16 protein-coding genes are annotated in these 18,712 nt (G+C 31.7%); 12 read left to right on the top strand and 4 right to left on the bottom strand.

The window, feature by feature from the left end; all coding sequences use genetic code 11:
• Nucleotides 1-2,067 (top strand): UvrD-helicase domain-containing protein, encoded by a 2,067-nt coding sequence (locus RGU12_RS08205; protein WP_309535648.1) that lies wholly within the window; start codon nucleotides 1-3, stop codon nucleotides 2,065-2,067.
• 95 nt (nucleotides 2,068-2,162) lie between these two features.
• On the opposite strand, the gene RGU12_RS08200 is transcribed toward RGU12_RS08205, so the two are convergent.
• The 3 genes from RGU12_RS08200 to RGU12_RS08190 all read right to left on the bottom strand — a co-directional run bounded on the left by RGU12_RS08200 (nucleotide 2,163) and on the right by RGU12_RS08190 (nucleotide 6,239).
• A complete protein-coding gene (locus RGU12_RS08200; protein ID WP_309535647.1) occupies nucleotides 2,163-3,650 on the bottom strand; it encodes an ATP-binding protein in 1,488 nt (495 codons plus the stop codon).
• 464 nt (nucleotides 3,651-4,114) lie between these two features.
• Complete coding sequence (locus tag RGU12_RS08195; RefSeq protein WP_309535646.1) at nucleotides 4,115-4,243, bottom strand: hypothetical protein; 129 nt, start codon at nucleotides 4,241-4,243, stop codon at nucleotides 4,115-4,117.
• Nucleotides 4,244-5,618: 1,375 nt separating this feature from the next.
• Nucleotides 5,619-6,239 carry a LysE/ArgO family amino acid transporter gene (locus tag RGU12_RS08190; protein ID WP_309535645.1) on the bottom strand — a complete coding sequence of 207 codons (621 nt, stop codon included), beginning with the start codon at nucleotides 6,237-6,239 and terminating at the stop codon, nucleotides 5,619-5,621.
• Nucleotides 6,240-6,362: 123 nt separating this feature from the next.
• Between RGU12_RS08190 and pdxR (RGU12_RS08185) the strand changes: the two genes are divergently transcribed.
• From pdxR (RGU12_RS08185) to RGU12_RS08175, 3 genes are all read left to right on the top strand, one after another.
• Entirely contained in the window at nucleotides 6,363-7,811 is a 1,449-nt protein-coding gene (gene pdxR, locus RGU12_RS08185; protein ID WP_309535644.1) for a MocR-like pyridoxine biosynthesis transcription factor PdxR, read from the top strand.
• 84 nt (nucleotides 7,812-7,895) lie between these two features.
• Nucleotides 7,896-8,282 carry a DUF3888 domain-containing protein gene (locus RGU12_RS08180; RefSeq protein WP_309535643.1) on the top strand — a complete coding sequence of 129 codons (387 nt, stop codon included), beginning with the start codon at nucleotides 7,896-7,898 and terminating at the stop codon, nucleotides 8,280-8,282.
• A gap of 137 nt (nucleotides 8,283-8,419) precedes the next feature.
• Nucleotides 8,420-9,181 carry a hypothetical protein gene (locus RGU12_RS08175; protein WP_309535642.1) on the top strand — a complete coding sequence of 254 codons (762 nt, stop codon included), beginning with the start codon at nucleotides 8,420-8,422 and terminating at the stop codon, nucleotides 9,179-9,181.
• Nucleotides 9,182-9,338: 157 nt separating this feature from the next.
• On the opposite strand, the gene pdxR (RGU12_RS08170) is transcribed toward RGU12_RS08175, so the two are convergent.
• A complete protein-coding gene (pdxR, locus tag RGU12_RS08170) occupies nucleotides 9,339-10,733 on the bottom strand; it encodes a MocR-like pyridoxine biosynthesis transcription factor PdxR (protein ID WP_309535641.1) in 1,395 nt (464 codons plus the stop codon).
• A 110-nt stretch (nucleotides 10,734-10,843) separates the two neighbouring features.
• Between pdxR (RGU12_RS08170) and RGU12_RS08165 the strand changes: the two genes are divergently transcribed.
• The 8 genes from RGU12_RS08165 (at nucleotide 10,844) to RGU12_RS08135 (ending at nucleotide 18,698) form a co-directional block, all read left to right on the top strand.
• Entirely contained in the window at nucleotides 10,844-11,800 is a 957-nt protein-coding gene (locus RGU12_RS08165; RefSeq protein WP_309535640.1) for a proline dehydrogenase family protein, read from the top strand.
• A 200-nt stretch (nucleotides 11,801-12,000) separates the two neighbouring features.
• Nucleotides 12,001-12,717, top strand: coding sequence for a helix-turn-helix transcriptional regulator (locus tag RGU12_RS08160; RefSeq protein ID WP_309535639.1), 717 nt, complete (start codon nucleotides 12,001-12,003; stop codon nucleotides 12,715-12,717).
• Between the two features lie 78 nt (nucleotides 12,718-12,795).
• On the top strand, nucleotides 12,796-12,906 hold the full coding sequence (locus tag RGU12_RS23760) for a MetS family NSS transporter small subunit (RefSeq protein WP_396232313.1): 111 nt from the start codon (nucleotides 12,796-12,798) through the stop codon (nucleotides 12,904-12,906).
• A gap of 158 nt (nucleotides 12,907-13,064) precedes the next feature.
• Nucleotides 13,065-13,991 carry a DMT family transporter gene (locus RGU12_RS08155; RefSeq protein ID WP_309535638.1) on the top strand — a complete coding sequence of 309 codons (927 nt, stop codon included), beginning with the start codon at nucleotides 13,065-13,067 and terminating at the stop codon, nucleotides 13,989-13,991.
• A gap of 96 nt (nucleotides 13,992-14,087) precedes the next feature.
• A complete protein-coding gene (gene csaA, locus RGU12_RS08150; RefSeq protein ID WP_309535637.1) occupies nucleotides 14,088-14,417 on the top strand; it encodes a chaperone CsaA in 330 nt (109 codons plus the stop codon).
• A 345-nt stretch (nucleotides 14,418-14,762) separates the two neighbouring features.
• Nucleotides 14,763-15,749, top strand: coding sequence for a zinc-dependent alcohol dehydrogenase family protein (locus RGU12_RS08145; RefSeq protein WP_309535636.1), 987 nt, complete (start codon nucleotides 14,763-14,765; stop codon nucleotides 15,747-15,749).
• Between the two features lie 908 nt (nucleotides 15,750-16,657).
• Nucleotides 16,658-17,140, top strand: coding sequence for a hypothetical protein (locus RGU12_RS08140; RefSeq protein ID WP_309535635.1), 483 nt, complete (start codon nucleotides 16,658-16,660; stop codon nucleotides 17,138-17,140).
• A gap of 148 nt (nucleotides 17,141-17,288) precedes the next feature.
• Nucleotides 17,289-18,698 (top strand): hypothetical protein, encoded by a 1,410-nt coding sequence (locus RGU12_RS08135; RefSeq protein ID WP_309535634.1) that lies wholly within the window; start codon nucleotides 17,289-17,291, stop codon nucleotides 18,696-18,698.
• Nucleotides 18,699-18,712 lie beyond the last annotated feature (14 nt).

The raw sequence follows: 18,712 nt of genomic DNA, 5'->3' as shown, positions 1-18,712 counted from the left end.
ATGGTTATGTTGGACACTCCTATAACTAATGAAGAGATCATGAGGGCTGAAAGTATTTTTCTACCAAAAGGGGCTGTGTTTGATTATCAAAGGCAGGAAATAATTAAATCAATGGATACTATAGATGTTAAGGCCGTTCCGGGAAGTGGTAAAACCACCGTATTACTTGCTAAGTTATTTATTTTGGCACAAAGAATGCCTTTTAAGGATAGAAAAGGGATTTGTGTCCTAACTCATACAAATGTTGCAATTGATGAGATTAAATCACGATTAGGGTCTAAAGCAGACATTTTATTTTCTTATCCCAACTTTTTTGGTACATTTCAATCTTTTATTGATAAGTATCTGGCTATTCCATACTATGCTTTAAGAAGAAGAAATAAATCTATCATAATCAATCAAAAATATTATGAGGAGCAGATAAACAAACAATTAATTTATGGTCTAAAAGGCTTCGATAATGATACTCAAACTAATTCTAGATACTTTTTGAAGAGTAGAGGCGAGCTATTAAAAAATGTAAGACTTCGTAAGGTTGATGATAAAAATATTCTAACTGATGGGATATATGGTAAAGAAGTAGTTATAAAGCGCCCCTCAAGAAGTATATCCAAACATGGAGACTTCTCTGCTGAAGAAAAAATGGATATTTATAAATGGATAGAGTCACTGAAACTCAAATTACTAAAAGATGGAATCTTATGTTATGATGATGCTTATTATTTAGCCGAAATATACATTAATAAATTTGAGAACCAATTAAGAGAAATGTTTTCTAATAGATTTAAATATGTATTTATCGATGAAGCCCAAGATACATACTCTCATCAGAATTTGGTAATTCAAAAATTGTTTGATGATCGAGTAATAATTCAAAAATTTGGAGATCCTAATCAGGCTATTTTTGAAAGTGGGAACTTCAATAAAGATTTAATCTGGAATCCAAGTGGTAGTTCATGTTTAGAGATTTCCCAAAGTCAAAGATTTGGACAAACTATTTCCAAAAGTTTAGCTACAATTAGTGCAGAACAAAATCATCAAATAGACGGTAGTAATGAAGTGAAATCATTAAAATCCCATATCATTTTATTTAACAACCAAGATACTACACGTGTATTAGAAAAATTCGTGGAGCTTATCGAACGGTATAATCTACAATCCCCAGAGGAAAACAACAAAGTAAATGAATTTAAGGCAATTGGTTGGCGTGGTAACGATACAGGGGACAATATCAATAAATTGTGTCTATCTTCATATTTTCCAAACTATAACAAAAGTACAATTAATAGTAAATCCGTTCACTTTAATAATTTGACCTCGTATATAAAAAAGAGGTCAAAAGAAGAATTAGAAGATCATGGAGTCAAAATTTATTATGATTCTATAATAAATGCTATTATCCGTTTCCTTTACTTAGCAGGAATTAAAAATGATAAAGAAACACAGGTTGGAAGGTACTTCACTAAAAATTCATTTCTTTATTATTTAAAAGATCATTATAATAAAGAATACCTACAATTAAAGAAGCAGATAAGTGAATGGATAAATTGTGTTCATCATGAACAAGAACAATATAATTCAAAAGTTTTTGAGATGATGAAAAGTTATTTAATACATGACCTAAAGGTTATATTTCCGAGTATTAAATTACATAAAGTAAAGAAATTTTTCGAAGATAAAACCATCGAACAGATTGATTCAGACTCAGTAATTTCTAACTTATATATATCACCTACTCACCCTGAAATAGAAGTGAAGGTTGATACGGTACACGGGGTAAAAGGTGAAACACATAAGGCGACCCTATACCTAGAAACTTATTATAATAAGATTCATGATTTGAGGAAAATATTACCTTTTCTAAAAGGGCGATTTGACAAAAAAATAGTTAATCAGAAGACGGCCAAAGAAGCTCTAAAAGTTGCATATGTAGGAATGAGTAGGCCTACACACCTCCTATGTCTTGCAATGAATTCTGAAGGATTACTACAATCAGATATTGATGATTTAAATAAAAATGGGTGGGAAATAGTTTATGTAAATGAACCGGCAACGGCAGCTTTATAATATCAAAATAAGCAAGCCGTCAAAGTGATATAAAATTATATATTTAAGTAAAGTAAAAGATAGTAAAGTATTTAATTCTTTACTATCTTTGTTCACTATTTTAAACCTAGAATTTTCAAACATTGGTAAAGTACAGGCTCGTTATTAATAATTATTATATTGAGTTTTTTTCTTGTTCTTGTAACTATTTGAAATAGCATTTGTGTTGGATGATAATAAGGTTTCGATGGCCAACCACGGGTAGAAAGTTTGCCCTCCTTAGTATAATAAAAATACTTATCTAATACAGCGATAACATTGTCGAACTCTTGTCCAATAACATTATGAGCTGTTTCTTCCCGACTATCATGGTATCTATCGTAAGGAAAACGATTATACCTAGAAGGTGTATAATTTATTATCTTCCAACCTTCACTTTTAAGTAAATCCATGTATTCCCTAGCATCATTAACAGTTGAGAAATATTGTACACCAATATTAGAATATTCTTGGTTTGGATTTACGTTAGATAAATTAAACAAATTCTTAATGAAAGATCCAATTTCTTGGTTAGTTCTAATCTTTTCTGTTAATCTAAATTGTTTTGGCGATACTTTATTTTTAATATATTGGGGGATATTTCTTTTTATTTCCCAACTGGCAAGACATTGCCTCGGATCAAATGAGAAAATACACTTTACATTTGTTTCCATTATGTTATTTATAAGGTCTTCCAATTGGTGAGTGTATATTCTCTGTGTTTCATCCAATATTATTAGGTCGTATTTCTTCAAATCATAAGATTCATAGTGTTTAACTGAGGTTATGGACCATGAATAATTATGTCGAAGTTTTAAATGACCGTTATTTAAGGAACCACAATGGAAAATGATAACATTTTTTGAACTGTTTATAAATTCCTTTGCTATATCATAGGTTAAGAGTGTTTTTCCGGTTCCGGCAGCCCCTTCTAAAGTTATAAAACAAGGACCACTTACACTTTTTAATTCAAGTATTTCCTTCTTGATATTTTCTTGGTGATCGGTTAAAAAATACTCACCTTCAATAAAGGCTTCTGTTGAATTAAAGGGGGAAACTAAATAATTGGATGGATTAAACAATTTATTTATATCCTCAATACTTTCCAACGATTGTTCATTTAATACTGAGATAAGATGAGTAATCTCGGTTTCTATTAATTCTCCATCATTATCTAGGTAATATAATTCTTGATCCTCAACTACATAGGTAAAATTAAGTAATTCTTTTGCTAGGAAGCTGAGGTAGTACCTATTTTTGATAAGTTGATTTTTGATTTTATTACCAGTATTTTTTGTTTTTAGTTCGATATTAATAATTTTGTCCTTTCCAAATCTTAATAAATCGAACTCTTTACTAATTTGCGGAATTGTATAACCAACATAAAATTCATCGAGAATGCCTAATTCTTGAGTCTTACTTTCTATTAGAGTAACTAAAGAATATAAATCGTGGAGTTCATTATCTCTTATATTGATGCCATAATTATTAAGATATAATTCAAATACTGGCCGTGATAAATCCTTTTTTGCGTTAAGTAACGAAATTAAGTTAATAGATTTCATCTATATAATCCTTTCATGTTGAAAAGCAATATAATATTGCATACTATACTAATATTTTACAAAAGGTTGGGTGGAAATGAAATAAATGTGATTATAAATATACTCTCTATTTACTTGACACCTTTGGCCCTAATAGACGGTTATTCTATTTCGTTTAAATTATGTAATTAGTAGTCTTCTATGGTTATGGAGGAGTTGATGCTGGAGATCAATGGGCTAAAAAATTAAATGAAATGTTTTATTTTTTTATTAATAAGGTTATAATATATATTGAATCGTTAATTAGTTGTCTTATGAATTGCAACAAAAGCCAGCAATATAGAAGTGCTGGCTTTTGTTGTTTTGAGTTGGATCTAGGAAACGTAAAATTGAGGATAAGTTGTAGTAATGTAAATTGATCTAATATATAATAAAAGAATTCAAAAAACGCTATGAACAATCATACGAAGTTCATAGCGCTCATTTTAATATACTTTTCTTATACCTACCGTTTTCGCTCCGGTTTTTTTTGCTTCTTTTCTTGCAGCCTTTATAAAAAGTCTCGCGATGTCTACCTCAGTAATTTTCTTTTTTCTAAAAATACCCCGTAGCATTTAGTTCACCCCTTTAATTTTATTTTCTATAATAAATATATGAATCGAAAAATAGAGTATGATAGGTTGTATATAAATAATTTTACCGGATGATACATTTTTACTTTTGGTTACTATTAAAGGTAACTAATAGTAGATACTAAATAAAAAATACGAATTAAAAGACAACTGAATACAGGTTTTAGAAGGGTTCGTAATGGTATCTATTAGTAGTTACTATTCTATTGGGATAGGTAATATTTTGTCATATTTACCACGTGAAAAGTACTTTAGTTTCCCATTATAGTAACTATTAATCGTCACGAATTGCGAATTCAAGAGGATAAAATATCTTGTTTGATTATGAAAAGGGTTGGTACTACTGCATTAAGGAATGGTAACCATAAATGGTAACGGATAACAGTACCTTGGTTATATTCTTGTTGTAAATGTTTATATTTAATTTTAACTCTTCTTTAGATTCTTAAATCGCTATTTAACTAGTTTATATATTCCTTGTTCAGCAGGCAAGGTTATTATATCGACCATATTTGTTATATTTCTTTTCCATGCAGGTTTAACGTATCTATCTGATCAACTTCCTTAAAATGCATCTTTGGGTAATAGTTTAGATGCTCCAGATAAGAGAATAAAGGGAAACAACGATTGTAAGGGTAGATATTCCTGTAATATTTTTACTTGCTCAAAATGGAGAAGTAGAAAATAGTAGATAGTTCAGTTTCTTTAGCGATCTGATTTAGTAACACCAGAAATTCAGAAACAATAAAATACTAACAATTGTTAATTGACAAATCAAGTTCTGCAAATGCAGATAGTTTATAAAAAATTATCATATTGTGGCCCTTAAAATGGGTAGAATTTAAGCTTTAGAAAATTGGGTAGAATTAGGGGCTACCGTTATATAATAGTCACGTCGGAGAAGGAATATTCGGTTGAGAAAATCAAGCTGTATCAAGGGTTTTGCGGTATCAGACCTATGAAGTCGTTCATAGGTATAAGTGGGTATGTTTTAAATATACCCACTTGTAGTTATGAAACCAAAGAAAATATAGGACTGGTAACTAGTATTGGTTACCTATATTAGTAACTAATTTTTATTTTGAAATTAAGTCTTAAAAAAATAATTATATTTTACGCCTAGGAGAAAGTTTAGGTTTATTCTCTTATAGATATCTTTGTTCCATTACGGTTTAGTTCAAAATATATACTAGCATCACTTCTTATTAAGTTAGAGTGAAAATAGTTTATGGTCACGTCAGTCCCTTCGTTGTTTTATGAAAAGACGTATTTAAACTCTACCTTATGGAAGAAATTATGTCAGGAAATAAAGCAGACATTAAGTATTTATATGTAAAGGTATTATGTACTTATCTAATTATTCTCCAGTTATAAATAACTGAGAACCCATATAAACTGCCATTACCCAAATAATAAGCGCAGAAATCTGATTCATACGCTTTAACAGTTTTCCGTTTGTATCAATTTGGCCGATCTTTTTTCCGGTAATAGCTAATGAGAAGAACCACATCCAAGAAATCAGGATGCAGGCTATTGTAAAGATCCACTTATCATATCCTGAATAGACTAAAGAGCTTGTTCCAATCACTCCTATTGTGTCTAATATAGCATGAGGATTCAACAAGGAAACGGATGCAGCAAAAATAATCTGACGTTTTGCGGAAAAGGGATTGGATTCTTTATTTTTCTTTACTTCAGATGTGTCTTTCCACATTAGCCATCCCATATATGCTAAGAAGAGAAACCCAATCAAAAACATGAAGGTTCTCAGCCACTCGAAGCTTAAAATAATAATAGATACACCAGCCACAGCCAAAGAAATTAATAATGTATCACAAATTCCAGCTGTAATGACAGCTGGCAAAGCGTGCCTGAATTTTTTATGTGTTGCCCCCTGATTAAAAATAAAAACATTTTGTACACCTAAAGGTAAAATTAATCCGAAAGCAAGTATCATTCCGTGAATTAATGGTTCCATTATTTTTCCCTCCTCGTATAGTATATTTAGATTAACGAAGGTTCATCCATTTGTCTCCAACCAATTGGATGGAAACAATACCAACCATTTTGATACAATAAATTAAAAGGACGGGGTTGGAAAATGTCTAAAATAGAATGGAAACCGTATAAATCTGTATCATTACCTTTACATCTACAAATCTCCAATTATATGAAAAAGAAAATATTAAATGGGGAATGGACAGTCGGCACCAAAATACCTTCACAAAGAACTTTAGCTAAACAATTTGAAGTCAATCGAAGTACAATTGTCACTGCACTTGAAGAATTGGCCGCAGATGGGTTGATTGAATCAAAAGTGGGAAGTGGTACAAGAGTGGTAAATAACACTTGGAGTCTGCTTGCTTCAACGCCACCTCCTGATTGGATTAGTTATGTTCGTTCTGGTATTCATGAGCCTAATATCAATATCATTCAAAAAATTAACGAAGCAGAAGCAGATCCTAATATTATCCGATTGGGTACAGGAGAACTTTCACCTGATTTACTACCTAATGAGCAAATGAAGAAGTTTTTACAGATTGATATGGAGGATACGCTATCTCTAGGTTATGAAGAGCCAAAAGGAAACCTAGATTTGAGGAAAACAATTAGCCATTATTTAAAAAGGAAAGGCATTGAGGCATCTCCTGCATCCATATTAATCGTTTCTGGGGGTCTTCAAGCACTGCAATTGATTTCAATTGGTTTATTAAAACGTGGTTCGGTTATCCTTCATGAATCACCTTCATACCTAAATTCAGTTCATGTCTTTCAATCAGCTGGCATGAATTTATTAGGAATTCCTTTAGATAAAGAGGGGATTAAACATGAATCCATTGGTCGTATAAAACGACAGCACCATGCAGCGTTACTTTACACAATTCCATCGTTCAATAATCCTACAGGCACGTTAATGTCTGAGAGAAGGAGAAAACAGGTCTTAGAGATTTGTAAAAAAGAAGCACTTCCTATTATTGAGGATGATGTATATGGTGAATTATGGTTTGATGATCCGCCACCAAAACCAATAAAAGCAAATGATAAACAAGGAAATGTACTTTACATTGGAAGTGTCTCAAAGTCATTAAGTCCGGGACTTCGAATCGGATGGATTGTTGGACCTGAACCTGTAATTAATCGACTTGCCGATATAAAAATGCAAACAGATTACGGGTCAAGTTCTATATCACAATATGTTGTAAATAAGTGGATAAAAAGTGGATTGTATGAGGATTATTTAAATCAAGTACGAGTAGAATTAAAATGTAGAAGAGACTTTATGATTAATATTTTAAATACATATTTCTCTGATATTGCCACATGGAATATTCCGAGTGGGGGATTTTATATATGGCTTCAATTACAAACGGACATTTCCACACGGAAATTATTTGAAGCAGCTTTGCAGGAAGGAATTCTACTAAATCCCGGAAGTGTCTACGATAAAAACAATCAAGAACATCTTCGCTTGTCGTATTCCTATGCATCTTTAGAGGAACTTGAAAAAGGACTTAAACGGCTTTCAGAACTTATAAAAGGGAATAAGTAAAGTAATATTTTTATATCATTTAAAAAGTTGGCTATGATTGAATAAATCATTTGGTTCTTAGGAAACTAAAATGAGGTGAAAGTGATGAAAAAAATTGTAGCTATACTAATGTTTGGAATGCTATTGGTAATCTCTAATACAACGGTAAATGCAAAAACAATAAATGAAGCTGATACAGAACTTTGTGAAACGCTTAAATATGCACTTATAAATACTCTTAGACAACCAGTAGATAAAGCAATTGCTGAAATTTATAAAGAGGATAAGAATGCACCAGAAGGTCTTACTTGGGCTTCGTATGATACAGAAATACTCAAAATTAAGCAACTTAATGGAGTTGGCGGTGTATACGAGATAACGCTAAAAGTTTATCCCTATTATCGCGCTCATATGAGTTATGGGGAAGATGAAATTGTTGTAGATACTAGGGGTAAATTAATTAGCTATAAGCACATAAAAACATATCGTTGAAATTCAACGGGTGCTTATCTTGAATAAGGATTGTACCATTTCGCTATATAGCAATCTAGTTGCTAAAGGTTACTGATATTGAGGGGGACATCAGGGAACAATAATCTCTAATATTAGCTAAATAAAGGGGATTGTTGATGAGAAAAATTTTATTAATTACCATATGGGTATCAATATTGTTAAATCTTTCACCCATTTTTACTCACGCTGAAGAAAAATTAAATAAAGACCTAATGAAAATTATCAATTTGTTTGTACCACCAAACTCAATACTGGTAAGTCCTGAAGAACCTAAATCGACTAAACCATATCTGTTTTATGACTTTAACCAAGATGGACTAGAAGAGATTATTATTACTTTTGAAATAAAGGCAAAAAAACAACCAAATCCTTCACAATATGGCGTAATAGTATTAAGAAAAGAAAATGAAAGATGGGAAAAGACTTGGGAGACCCAAACACAGGGGGTAGGATTAGATTATTCAGGTGTTGCTGATATTACTGGTGATGGTATTAAAGAGTATCTCTTTGGTGTCACAATTGGTGCTTCAGCAGGAAATAAACTAGAAATTTTTAAATGGAATAATAATTCTTTAAAGATGATAGCAGAAGTTCCGTATCATATGATGGAGCTATTAAGTAATAAGAAAGTTGGTATAGCTGTTTGGCAAAGATACATTGCAGATACATATTTTGTAGATGTTTTAAAATGGAATGGAGGAAAATTAGTTCTAGATGAAGAACTATACTCTAGTTACTATCCTGTAATTGAAAAATTTTATAACGATAAAATATCAAAAATGGATGCGTGGTTCTATTGGTATACACTTGCAGATGCTCAAATAAAGGCAAATTTATTTGAAAAGCTAGGAATTCTATACAGAAAGGAATTACATTAGCAAAGCAATTATCATTACCTGATGCAGTAGGAAACTTTGAACAATTAAGTGATAAGCTGGAAAAAAAGAAAAAATCTTATTAAGCGAACGGGTAGCTTTAGTTAGGAAACGGAATAACAAAACAGAAAACAACTCAAAGCTACTGAGTTGATTTCTGTTATTTTAGCAAGATTCTATTAAATTTTGTTACTCCTTCTGCTATTTTAACTTCATCTAAATTTCCAAAGCCTAAAATAATATAATTTGAATAAAAACCTTCGTTAATCGTATGCAGTTCCACAGGGTACACTTTTATGCCATGATCATGTAATTTTGATAGGAGATTATCCGTAAAATGAACCCCATCAAGTTCTGCAACTAGATGTAGTCCAGTTGAATCACCATGTATCTTAACAGTATCCCCAAATTCGTTAAAAAGCTGCTCTTTTAGAAAATCTCTTCTTTTTCGATAAATTTTCTTCATACGGAATATATGTTTTTCCAAGTGACCTTCTTTAATAAACAGGGCAAGTGTAAGTTGTTCCAAAGATGGTGTATGTAAGTCACTAAAATATTTTAGTGTACGGCCACGCTCAACTAGTTCCGGAGGAAGTATTAAGTATCCTAACCGTAATGCGGGTGAGAGTATTTTACTGAACGTACCAATGTATATTGTACGATTAGGGTCTAGCCCCTGCAATGAACTGATAGAAGGCCCTTCGTATCGAAATTCACTATCATAATCATCTTCAACGATATAGCTGTCCACTTTTCTAGCATATTCGATCAGTTGAATCCTCCTTTGGATCGGTAAAGTTCCTCCAATGGGAAATTGATGAGATGGTGTAACAAAGATAAACGCTGGTTTTATTCCGTAAGGTATTTGGCTTATAACCATTCCATTTTTATCAACTCGGATAGGAAGAAGGGTAGCCCCATAAGATTGAAAAATCGTTTGGATTTCATGTGTAATTGGATCCTCAATAATTACTTTGTCATTTGCTGAAATAAGCAATTTAGCAATTAACGTCAATGCTTGAGTAGCTCCAGTTGTAATGACTAATTGTTCGGGATGGCATTCAACACCTCTTGTTCTAAGTAAATAGTCTGATAATACGGTTCTTAATTCTATGCGACCTTCTGGAGAATCATAGCCAAATAGAGAATGGTCCGTTTCAATACTTACACGTTTAGCTAGTTGCCCCCACTGTTTTCTTGGGAATAGGTCTAATGCTGGAATTCCGGAACGAAAATCAATAATGGTGTTATTGTCCTTTGAAAAGCTACCTTCTAACATATAAGAAGTATTCGATTCAGTCTTCTTTAAATAAGCTCCTTCAGCTACAAATGTGCCTGCCCCAAGACGCCCTTCTAAAAAACCTTCTGCTAGTAATTGATCATAGGCTTCCAAAACAACGTTACGAGAAACTTCCAGTTCTTCTGCTAATTGCCGGGTGGAAGGGAGACGATACCCTGCTGAAAGCTCACCATTTAGTATTTTTGTTCTCAATTGTTTATAGATTTGTCGTATTAATGGTGCTTTTTGAGATCTATCAACCGTTAGCCATGTCATCTTTTTAATCTCCTTGTAAAAATTGGTACTATAAAACATTCATATAATTGGTTCTACTTTAGACCATTTTAACATGGTAATTTTTACTTAGAAAGGGGATGTGATTTTTTATGCTTACTGAAGAAATACGATTTTACAACGCATTAAAATCAATTGCAAGAAACCAAGAAATAAAAGCTTATCTTCAGAACTCAAAAGAACTTTTTACACTTTTAATGAAAGGTGCCAACCTGTTCGTGGCTGGAACAACACGCTCTGAAGGAATGGTACGGGCTATTTATTTGTATAACAAAGGGTATCAAATTTCATTAGAATTCATAGGTGAAAATACTACATCTGAGGATGAATGCAGGCTTGCAAAAAAAGAGTTTGAGGAATTAATTAAGGATCTTGGGGCTAATAAAATCAAGGGAACCGTATCTTTTGACCTTTCTCATATAGGCATGATGATTTCCGATTTATTAGCCTATAGCCAACTGGAAGAATTAGCAAAAGTAGCACAAGAAAATGATATTCAATTAATGATTAGCATGGAGGAGTCTCAAAAAACGGATAAGATATTATCTATATATAGAGATGTTTCAAAAATATATGCTAATGTGGGAATAACATTACAAGTCCACCTAAATCGGTCATTAACGGACCTTAATGAGTTATTACAGATGCCGGGTAGAATCCGTTTAGTAAAGGGAGCTTATCAAGAACCTGAAGGTATATTTATACCAAGATCCGAAGAATTAAATAAACGGTACATTGAATTTGTTTCAATGTGTGTAGAAAGTGACCATCCACTTTCCATTGCTACTCATGATGAAAACTTATTGATGGAACTAAAGACACAGGGATATTTACAAAGTCAGAATGTTGAAGTGGAAATGTTGGATGGCGTTCGACCAGACTTGTTAAAAACTTTGAAGGAAGATGATGTTCGATCCAAAGTATATGTTACATATGGTACGGAATGGTACTTATATTTAGTTCATCGCATTGCAGAATATCCACCTAATGTTTATACTCTAATTTCAGATATTATTGAACCAAAAGGTGTGAGAGTTAATAAATACTAAACATCAAAATTACAGTAAAAATAGCAGAGGATTGAATTGGAATTCTTCTGCTATTTTTGATGTAACTACGATTTTTGGAATTTTAACAAAGTAATTGTATAGTATTATTAGATAAACTTAAACAAACCCGATGGGGGATATTCTGTTTTTAGTTCCTGAATCAGATTATCCTTTAGAATGTACACAGGGAGTGATAAAGGGTGGAATTAATCAATAGCATTTTTGCAGAAAGAAGAACTTACGGTCAAAATCAAGATACTCATTCCCATTATTATGCCCAGTTAATCTTACCTCAGCACGGAAGACTTTCCATTCGGGTGGGGGAAAATGAATTCCGGTTAAATGATGAAATGGTACTTTTTATACCTCCAAGACATACTCATACCTTTCATTCAATTAAGCGAAATGAGTTTTTGGTTTTAGATATCCCCGATTTCATGTTAAGTAAAAGAGAATTTCAGAATAAGGTTATTTCCTGTGAGTTTAACGATCAATGGAAAGGTATAAGGTATTTAATCCAGAACGAAATAAATCAAAAACCAATAAATTCAACAGCACTAAAGGAGCTTTATCCGTACATTTCATATTATTTACTTCAAGAATATCAGCCCACATCCATTAAGTACATACATGAAAATTATGGTGAAAAATTAACAATTGAAATGCTCGCATCGCTTGAACACTATAATCGTTCTTATTATTCAGAGTGGTTTCAAAAAGAAACTGGAAAAACCCCATTTGCATATATACAAGAAGTTCGTATGAATAAAGCAAAAGATTTGCTGCTTCATACAAATTTGTCTTTATTACATATAGCTATCCAAGTGGGTTTAGAATATCAATCATCATTGACTCGGTTATTCTTAAAACACGAGGGTATTACACCCAGTCAATTCCGAAAACAGCGTTTAAGATAAGTAAGTCCCACCTACCGGTAAAACTATCATTTTTAATTTCCAATAAAATCAAATCAAACTTGTAAAGGGGATGATTTGATGACATTGGGAGCCATATTGATGATGACTTTCAGTATTGTTTTTCTTTGGGGCGGTTTAGATTATTTTATTATGCGAGCTTTCAAAAGTCGTTCGAATAATAAACAATAAAACTAATAACGTAATGTTATTTGGTTAAAAAGAACCCGATTATAGGTAAAAAAATCTGAAATAATAAATATATAATGTAATTGAGAACGTGTTTCCTAATAACTGTGATTTGTCCAAGTCACAGTTGTGTTTTTTAATTTATTATTAGGAGTAAATTAATGAAAACACTATTAGGTTTGTTTTTTACATTTTTATGGTCATCAGCGGCTATAGCTACCAAATTTGGGTTAAACTCCACTACCCCTTTGGTATTGGCTACAACTCGCTTTTTGATAGCTGGGGGACTACTATTTCTTTACGTTTATATACTTCAGAATAAATACCCTTGGCCAAAGTTAAAAGAATGGCGGTCACTTATCATATTAGGATTACTAAATACAACCATTTATCTAGGCGCAACCTTTTGGGCATTAAATTATGTTTCCGCCGGAATATTTAATTTATTTGTCACGACAAACCCTTTTATAGTCGCCTTTCTGTCATTTATCTGGTTGAAGAGAAGTATTTATTTTCGGGAATTGATGGGCATGATTATTGCTGCTATGGGATTGGTAATAGCAACATGGCCAACAATTACAGGCGGTGACAATAATTTACATGGATTCGTTATTTTAGGAATTGGAATGACATCAATGGCAACCGGGAGCGTTTATTTCAAAAAAGTGAATTTAAAGTTACCAAGCATCGTTATTAATACTTGGCAAGTGTTAATTGGTGGAATCCTATTAATTCCTGTAACCTATATTCTGGAGAAGAATGTTTACTTTTTGAATTTAGACTTTTATTTATATGGATCACTAATATGGTTAGTGTTTGTTATTTCGATAGGGACAATGATACTTTGGTTCTATTTATTGAAGCAAGATACGGTAAAAGCAAACAATTGGTTATTCATGACACCAGTTTTTGGATATATATTAGCCAACATTTTTTTAAACGAACCAATTAATGTATTTGATATTACAGCAACTTTTTTGGTGATAGTTGGATTATTCCTTTCAGGAAATATAGAAATTTATTTTATTAAAAAGTTTCTAAAAGGAAATAGGAGGGTTAGTTCTGAGACTAGTAGAAATATCAAATAAATACTGAATCTTTTATAGTAAAAGTTTTAGGCAGTTAATTAACGTGTAAGTTAGTATGAAATGAATTTAGAAATTATTATATAGGAGGAATTAATCATGGCTACAATGGAAGATTTTATGAGGTTAGATATTAGAATTGGTACTGTCATTAAAGCAGAACCATTTCCAGAAGCACGAAAACCTGCAATAAAATTAGAAATTGATTTTGGTGAAGTCGGCATTAAACATTCTTCAGCTCAAATTACCCGGAGATATGAACCAGAGCAACTTATTGGAAGTCAGGTGGTTGCAGTAGTAAACTTTCCTCCAAGACGTATCGCAGGTTTTAAATCGGAGGTATTAGTAATTGGAGGAGTCCCAGAAGAAGGTGATGTGGTACTTTTGAAGCCAGATGAACTAGTTAAAAATGGTACACCAATAGCCTAGAGCTTTGAAAATCCACCTAATGTTGTTTAAATTCCATCATTAGGAGCTTTATTTTTGGTAAAAGGAAAATATGGTATTGTTAAATGGCTTTAAAAAATACTTAATGTATTGCACTTATCACAATAGGATATATTCTTCTACTTAGTAGAATGGGTGAAGCGTAAAGGCAGATTGTTGAAGGGTTGCTTATCATGAGTAAGATTTATATATTTTAAATTGGGTGCTTAACCGTAGAGCAAGGGTAAGCGCCCATTTTAAATTTTAGGGCCATTGAATAAGTAAAGGTGATGGTCGTTAGCTGAAAGTGATATAATAAAATTACTTTGTTGAAGGAGACTAACAGTTTTGGATGCAAAAATTATTAAATTCTATGAATTCGGAAGTCCTAGAGATGTTCTAAGAGTTGAGTATAAAACCATTGAACCACCAAAAGATAATGAAGTTCTTGTTCGTATGTTAACTCGCCCAATAAATCCCTCTGACTTAATACCAATTAGAGGATCTTATGCTCACCGCATTTCTTTACCAAATATTCCGGGTTATGAGGGAGTAGGTATTGTAGAAGAGGTAGGCCCTTTAGTTTCTAAAAGTCTTATTGGTAAACGTGTGTTACCTCTCCGTGGGGAAGGTACATGGCAAGAATTTGTTAAAACATCTGCAGAATATGTAATTTGCATACCTGATACTATTGATGATTTTACGGCAGCACAAATGTATATAAATCCAATTACAGCGTGGGTGGTTTGTACAGAAGTATTAAAATTAAAACCAGATGATGTTTTATTGGTTAATGCGTGCGGATCTGCTATTGGGCATATTTTTGCTCAATTATCGAAGATTTTAGGTTTTCGATTAATTGCAGTGACGAGAAATAATAAATATACAGAAGATTTACTTCATCTCGGTGCATCTTATGTGATAGATACTTCTAAATCTCCACTCCACAAAACAGTAATGGAATTAACAAATGGAAAGGGTGCAGATGCTGCTATTGATTCTGTTGGAGGATCGTCTGGAAACGATTTGGCTTTCAGTGTCCGTCCTAATGGTAACTTTATTACCATCGGTCTTTTATCCGGGATACAAGTAAATTGGGCGGCTATTGTAAATAAAGCAAAGGTGAATGCGAATATATTCCATTTACGGAATTGGAATAACAATGTTTCAGTAGAAAAATGGCAAGAAACTTTTATTCATTTAATTAATTTGGTTAATCAGAATAAATTGCGTTTAAATATAATTGGTTCTAAGTATCCTTTGTTTGATATTAAAGATGCTATTGAAGAGGTTGAGAATAAAAAACATAAAGGGAAAGTGTTTTTAATGGCCTAATTAAAATTAGTTATTCTGTATTGGATTTTTTAATACACTTTATATATTTTTCCCTTTATTCAATTAGCAAACTATTCAAGTAGTGTTTTTTTCTATCTTTTTATTCCTTCCCCCGTGCTATTATTTTTTGGCCCCAGTTGGTTCCAAATCAGTTCATTATATTGGTTTAATTTGCAAACTAAATAAAAGCGAAAAACCCCTGAAATGTTGATTTAACATTTCAGGGGTTTTGTTTGTATTAAAATGCTTAATGTTAATATTTACATAAGTAATACTCATATTATGCTAGCAACAGAAAGTAGTCCATTAACCTACAGTTCTGTATTCAGACGATTAACTATGGAATCCTGTGGTAATCCAATCATTTAGAGCAACGACCGAACGCGTAGTATTATTCTAATAAATGAAATGTTTGTTTATAGTCTTGTCGCAAAGTAATATACGTGGGGCCACTATATGACGCGTTTACTTGCTATATTAGAAACAATGAAAGACCTAAATTTGAATAGATCATGGGCATTAGGAAATTAGGTCAGATTAGGACCTGCAGTTATATAATAGTCACGTCGGAGTTGAATTTATAGACTGAAAAAATCCATTTGTATCAAGGGTTTATAGGCTTTAGGGTTATGCCGTCGTGCATACCTATAATTGGGTATGTTTAAAACGTACCCAATTATAGGTATGAAACTAATTGAAATACCATACTTGTAACAGGAATTAGTTAACTTAACGTGTATAGGTGTCCCAAAAGTAATATCAATTTTGATACGAGTTAGTATCTGGTATATATCATTGCTGATTATGAAATTTATCAGTATAAGTTTAGAAAAATATTTTTACAAATCCCTATTCGAATATGATTTGATTCCGATTATAATGTTTAAAACATTTAGGAGGAATCTTGTATGAAAATAATCAGAGTAATAGAAGAATTAAATAATGGAAAGCCAATATTAGAATTGGCATCTGAGCTAGGTATTTCTGCAAAGTTACTAAAAACAAAATTAAATAACGCAGCTATTGAGTTTGATGCTGATACTAAAGTATGGAAGTATATTGGTCCAAATAAAGAAATATCTTTAAATAGAGATATAACCAAAACCATTAAACTATTAGCAATTGATAAGCCTTTTGTTAAAAGAAATGAGATAAACAATAAGCAGAGCAGTCCATCATGCGATTCAGATTATATATTGTATAAGGATTATTTATCTGGAAGTCAAGAGAAAATAGAAACGAAGAAAACTATTTTCTTTTCAGAAGATATTTATGATCTAATTAAGAGCATCAGTAAGAGAAAATCTCTAAAGATAAGTGTCCTAATTCACGTATTGCTTACCAGAGGACTTGAATTTTATAATCTGACTGACGATGAGATTATAAATTAGAATTCTGCTTGCTATTGAATTTTAATTATACAATAGTCTAGTATTAACTAAATATTAAAAAAGGGAAAACCCCAAAACTACTAGGTCTTATATAGACCAGTAGTTTTGGGGTTTTTTAGTTTTTAAAATTGAAATGGGGATTTGAAAAATGACAAAAATAAATAGAAAAATGTTAATGCAAATAGATAATTTATGTAAGTTACCTACCGTTTCATTGAGACTACTACCATTATTAGCGTCGAAAACTGACATAGATGGTAGAATTAATATCACAATTAGTGAAATTGAAAATGCTGGAATAATGTCTAAGAAAGTAGTTAAAGATGCTTTATACAATTTAGAAAAAGAAAAATGGATTTACAGTGAGGAAGATTATTATTATAGTACTTTTAATGTGAATTCAGAGGAATCTAGAAAAGACTACCATTATATCAATTTATATAAATTCTTCACTAATGAAAACTTTTTGGGATTGCACAAACGTCAATTAATTTTTCTATATTATATTCTTAGTGCTAAAATGCCGGGAACAGAACATTCAATTGCACTTGAGCATTTATATAATAATCGTACAAACCAAAGAAATGTGAAATTACCGCTATTTATTAGTTATAAAGATATGCTGAAAAATCTTGTTATATTAATTGAAGATGGATTTTTTGAAGTGCGGCTTGGTAACAGTAAATTGTATCTTGATAATAAAACAAAAGACATTAAAGAAAAAATTAATGTTTATGCTGGAAAAAACAAAGGCCAAAGAAAACAACGTATGAGTTTAAAGGAAGAGAATAATAAAATCATCCATATTCGTATATCTAAGGATCTGGTATCCAAGGATCAAATCATGGATATATTTGATTCAACTCGTTTATCAACTTTGTTAGATTTGAAATCTATTGCTATGGAATATGGCTGTAGTATAGATATATATGGTGAAGATGTTTTGAAAAAAATCCATGCAACTAAGGATGCGCTGTACAAAGAGCTTGAAATCGATGGAATTCGAATATACAGGGATGCTTTAATCGACTTCTTTGATAATAAAGCATATTCATTTGAAAGTTTAATGAAAAACGAGGAATTTCCAAATGTCCTAAAAAACTATTATGTTATACCTCGTATTGAAAAGAAAATTAAAGGTATTTTTAGTCAGGTTAAAAAAGAATGTATTGTATCTCCTAATGATAAATTTGATTCTGATCATGCAATTACAATATTACAAGAAAGTAATCCTTACTTATCATATTTTATTAATTACGCATATTTGGATAGGATTATTTTGCTCGACGATGACTTAAAAGCTATGGATTATGATTTGTACAATAAAATTTCTAAAGTGAATCGAAGTTGGTATCTGTTTAGATTTAAAGTTGAACAAATTTATAACTATGAGAAGGAAGCATACGATAATGATTCAGATCGGGTATTGTATTTAGCAAAACAAAGTTTGCTTACAAATAAGAGTCGGCAGTCAGAAGATAAAAGTATTCAAAAACAGAGATATGTGTCTAAAAAACCAGAAAATGATATTCTTTTTTATAATTGGTTAGAGGAATAAAGTGAAATTTTATT

Origin of the sequence: Ferdinandcohnia sp. QZ13, assembly GCF_031324165.1 — a bacterium.
GTDB lineage: Bacteria > Bacillota > Bacilli > Bacillales > Bacillaceae_L > Ferdinandcohnia.
This window is presented reverse-complemented; position numbering and strand designations above follow the sequence as displayed.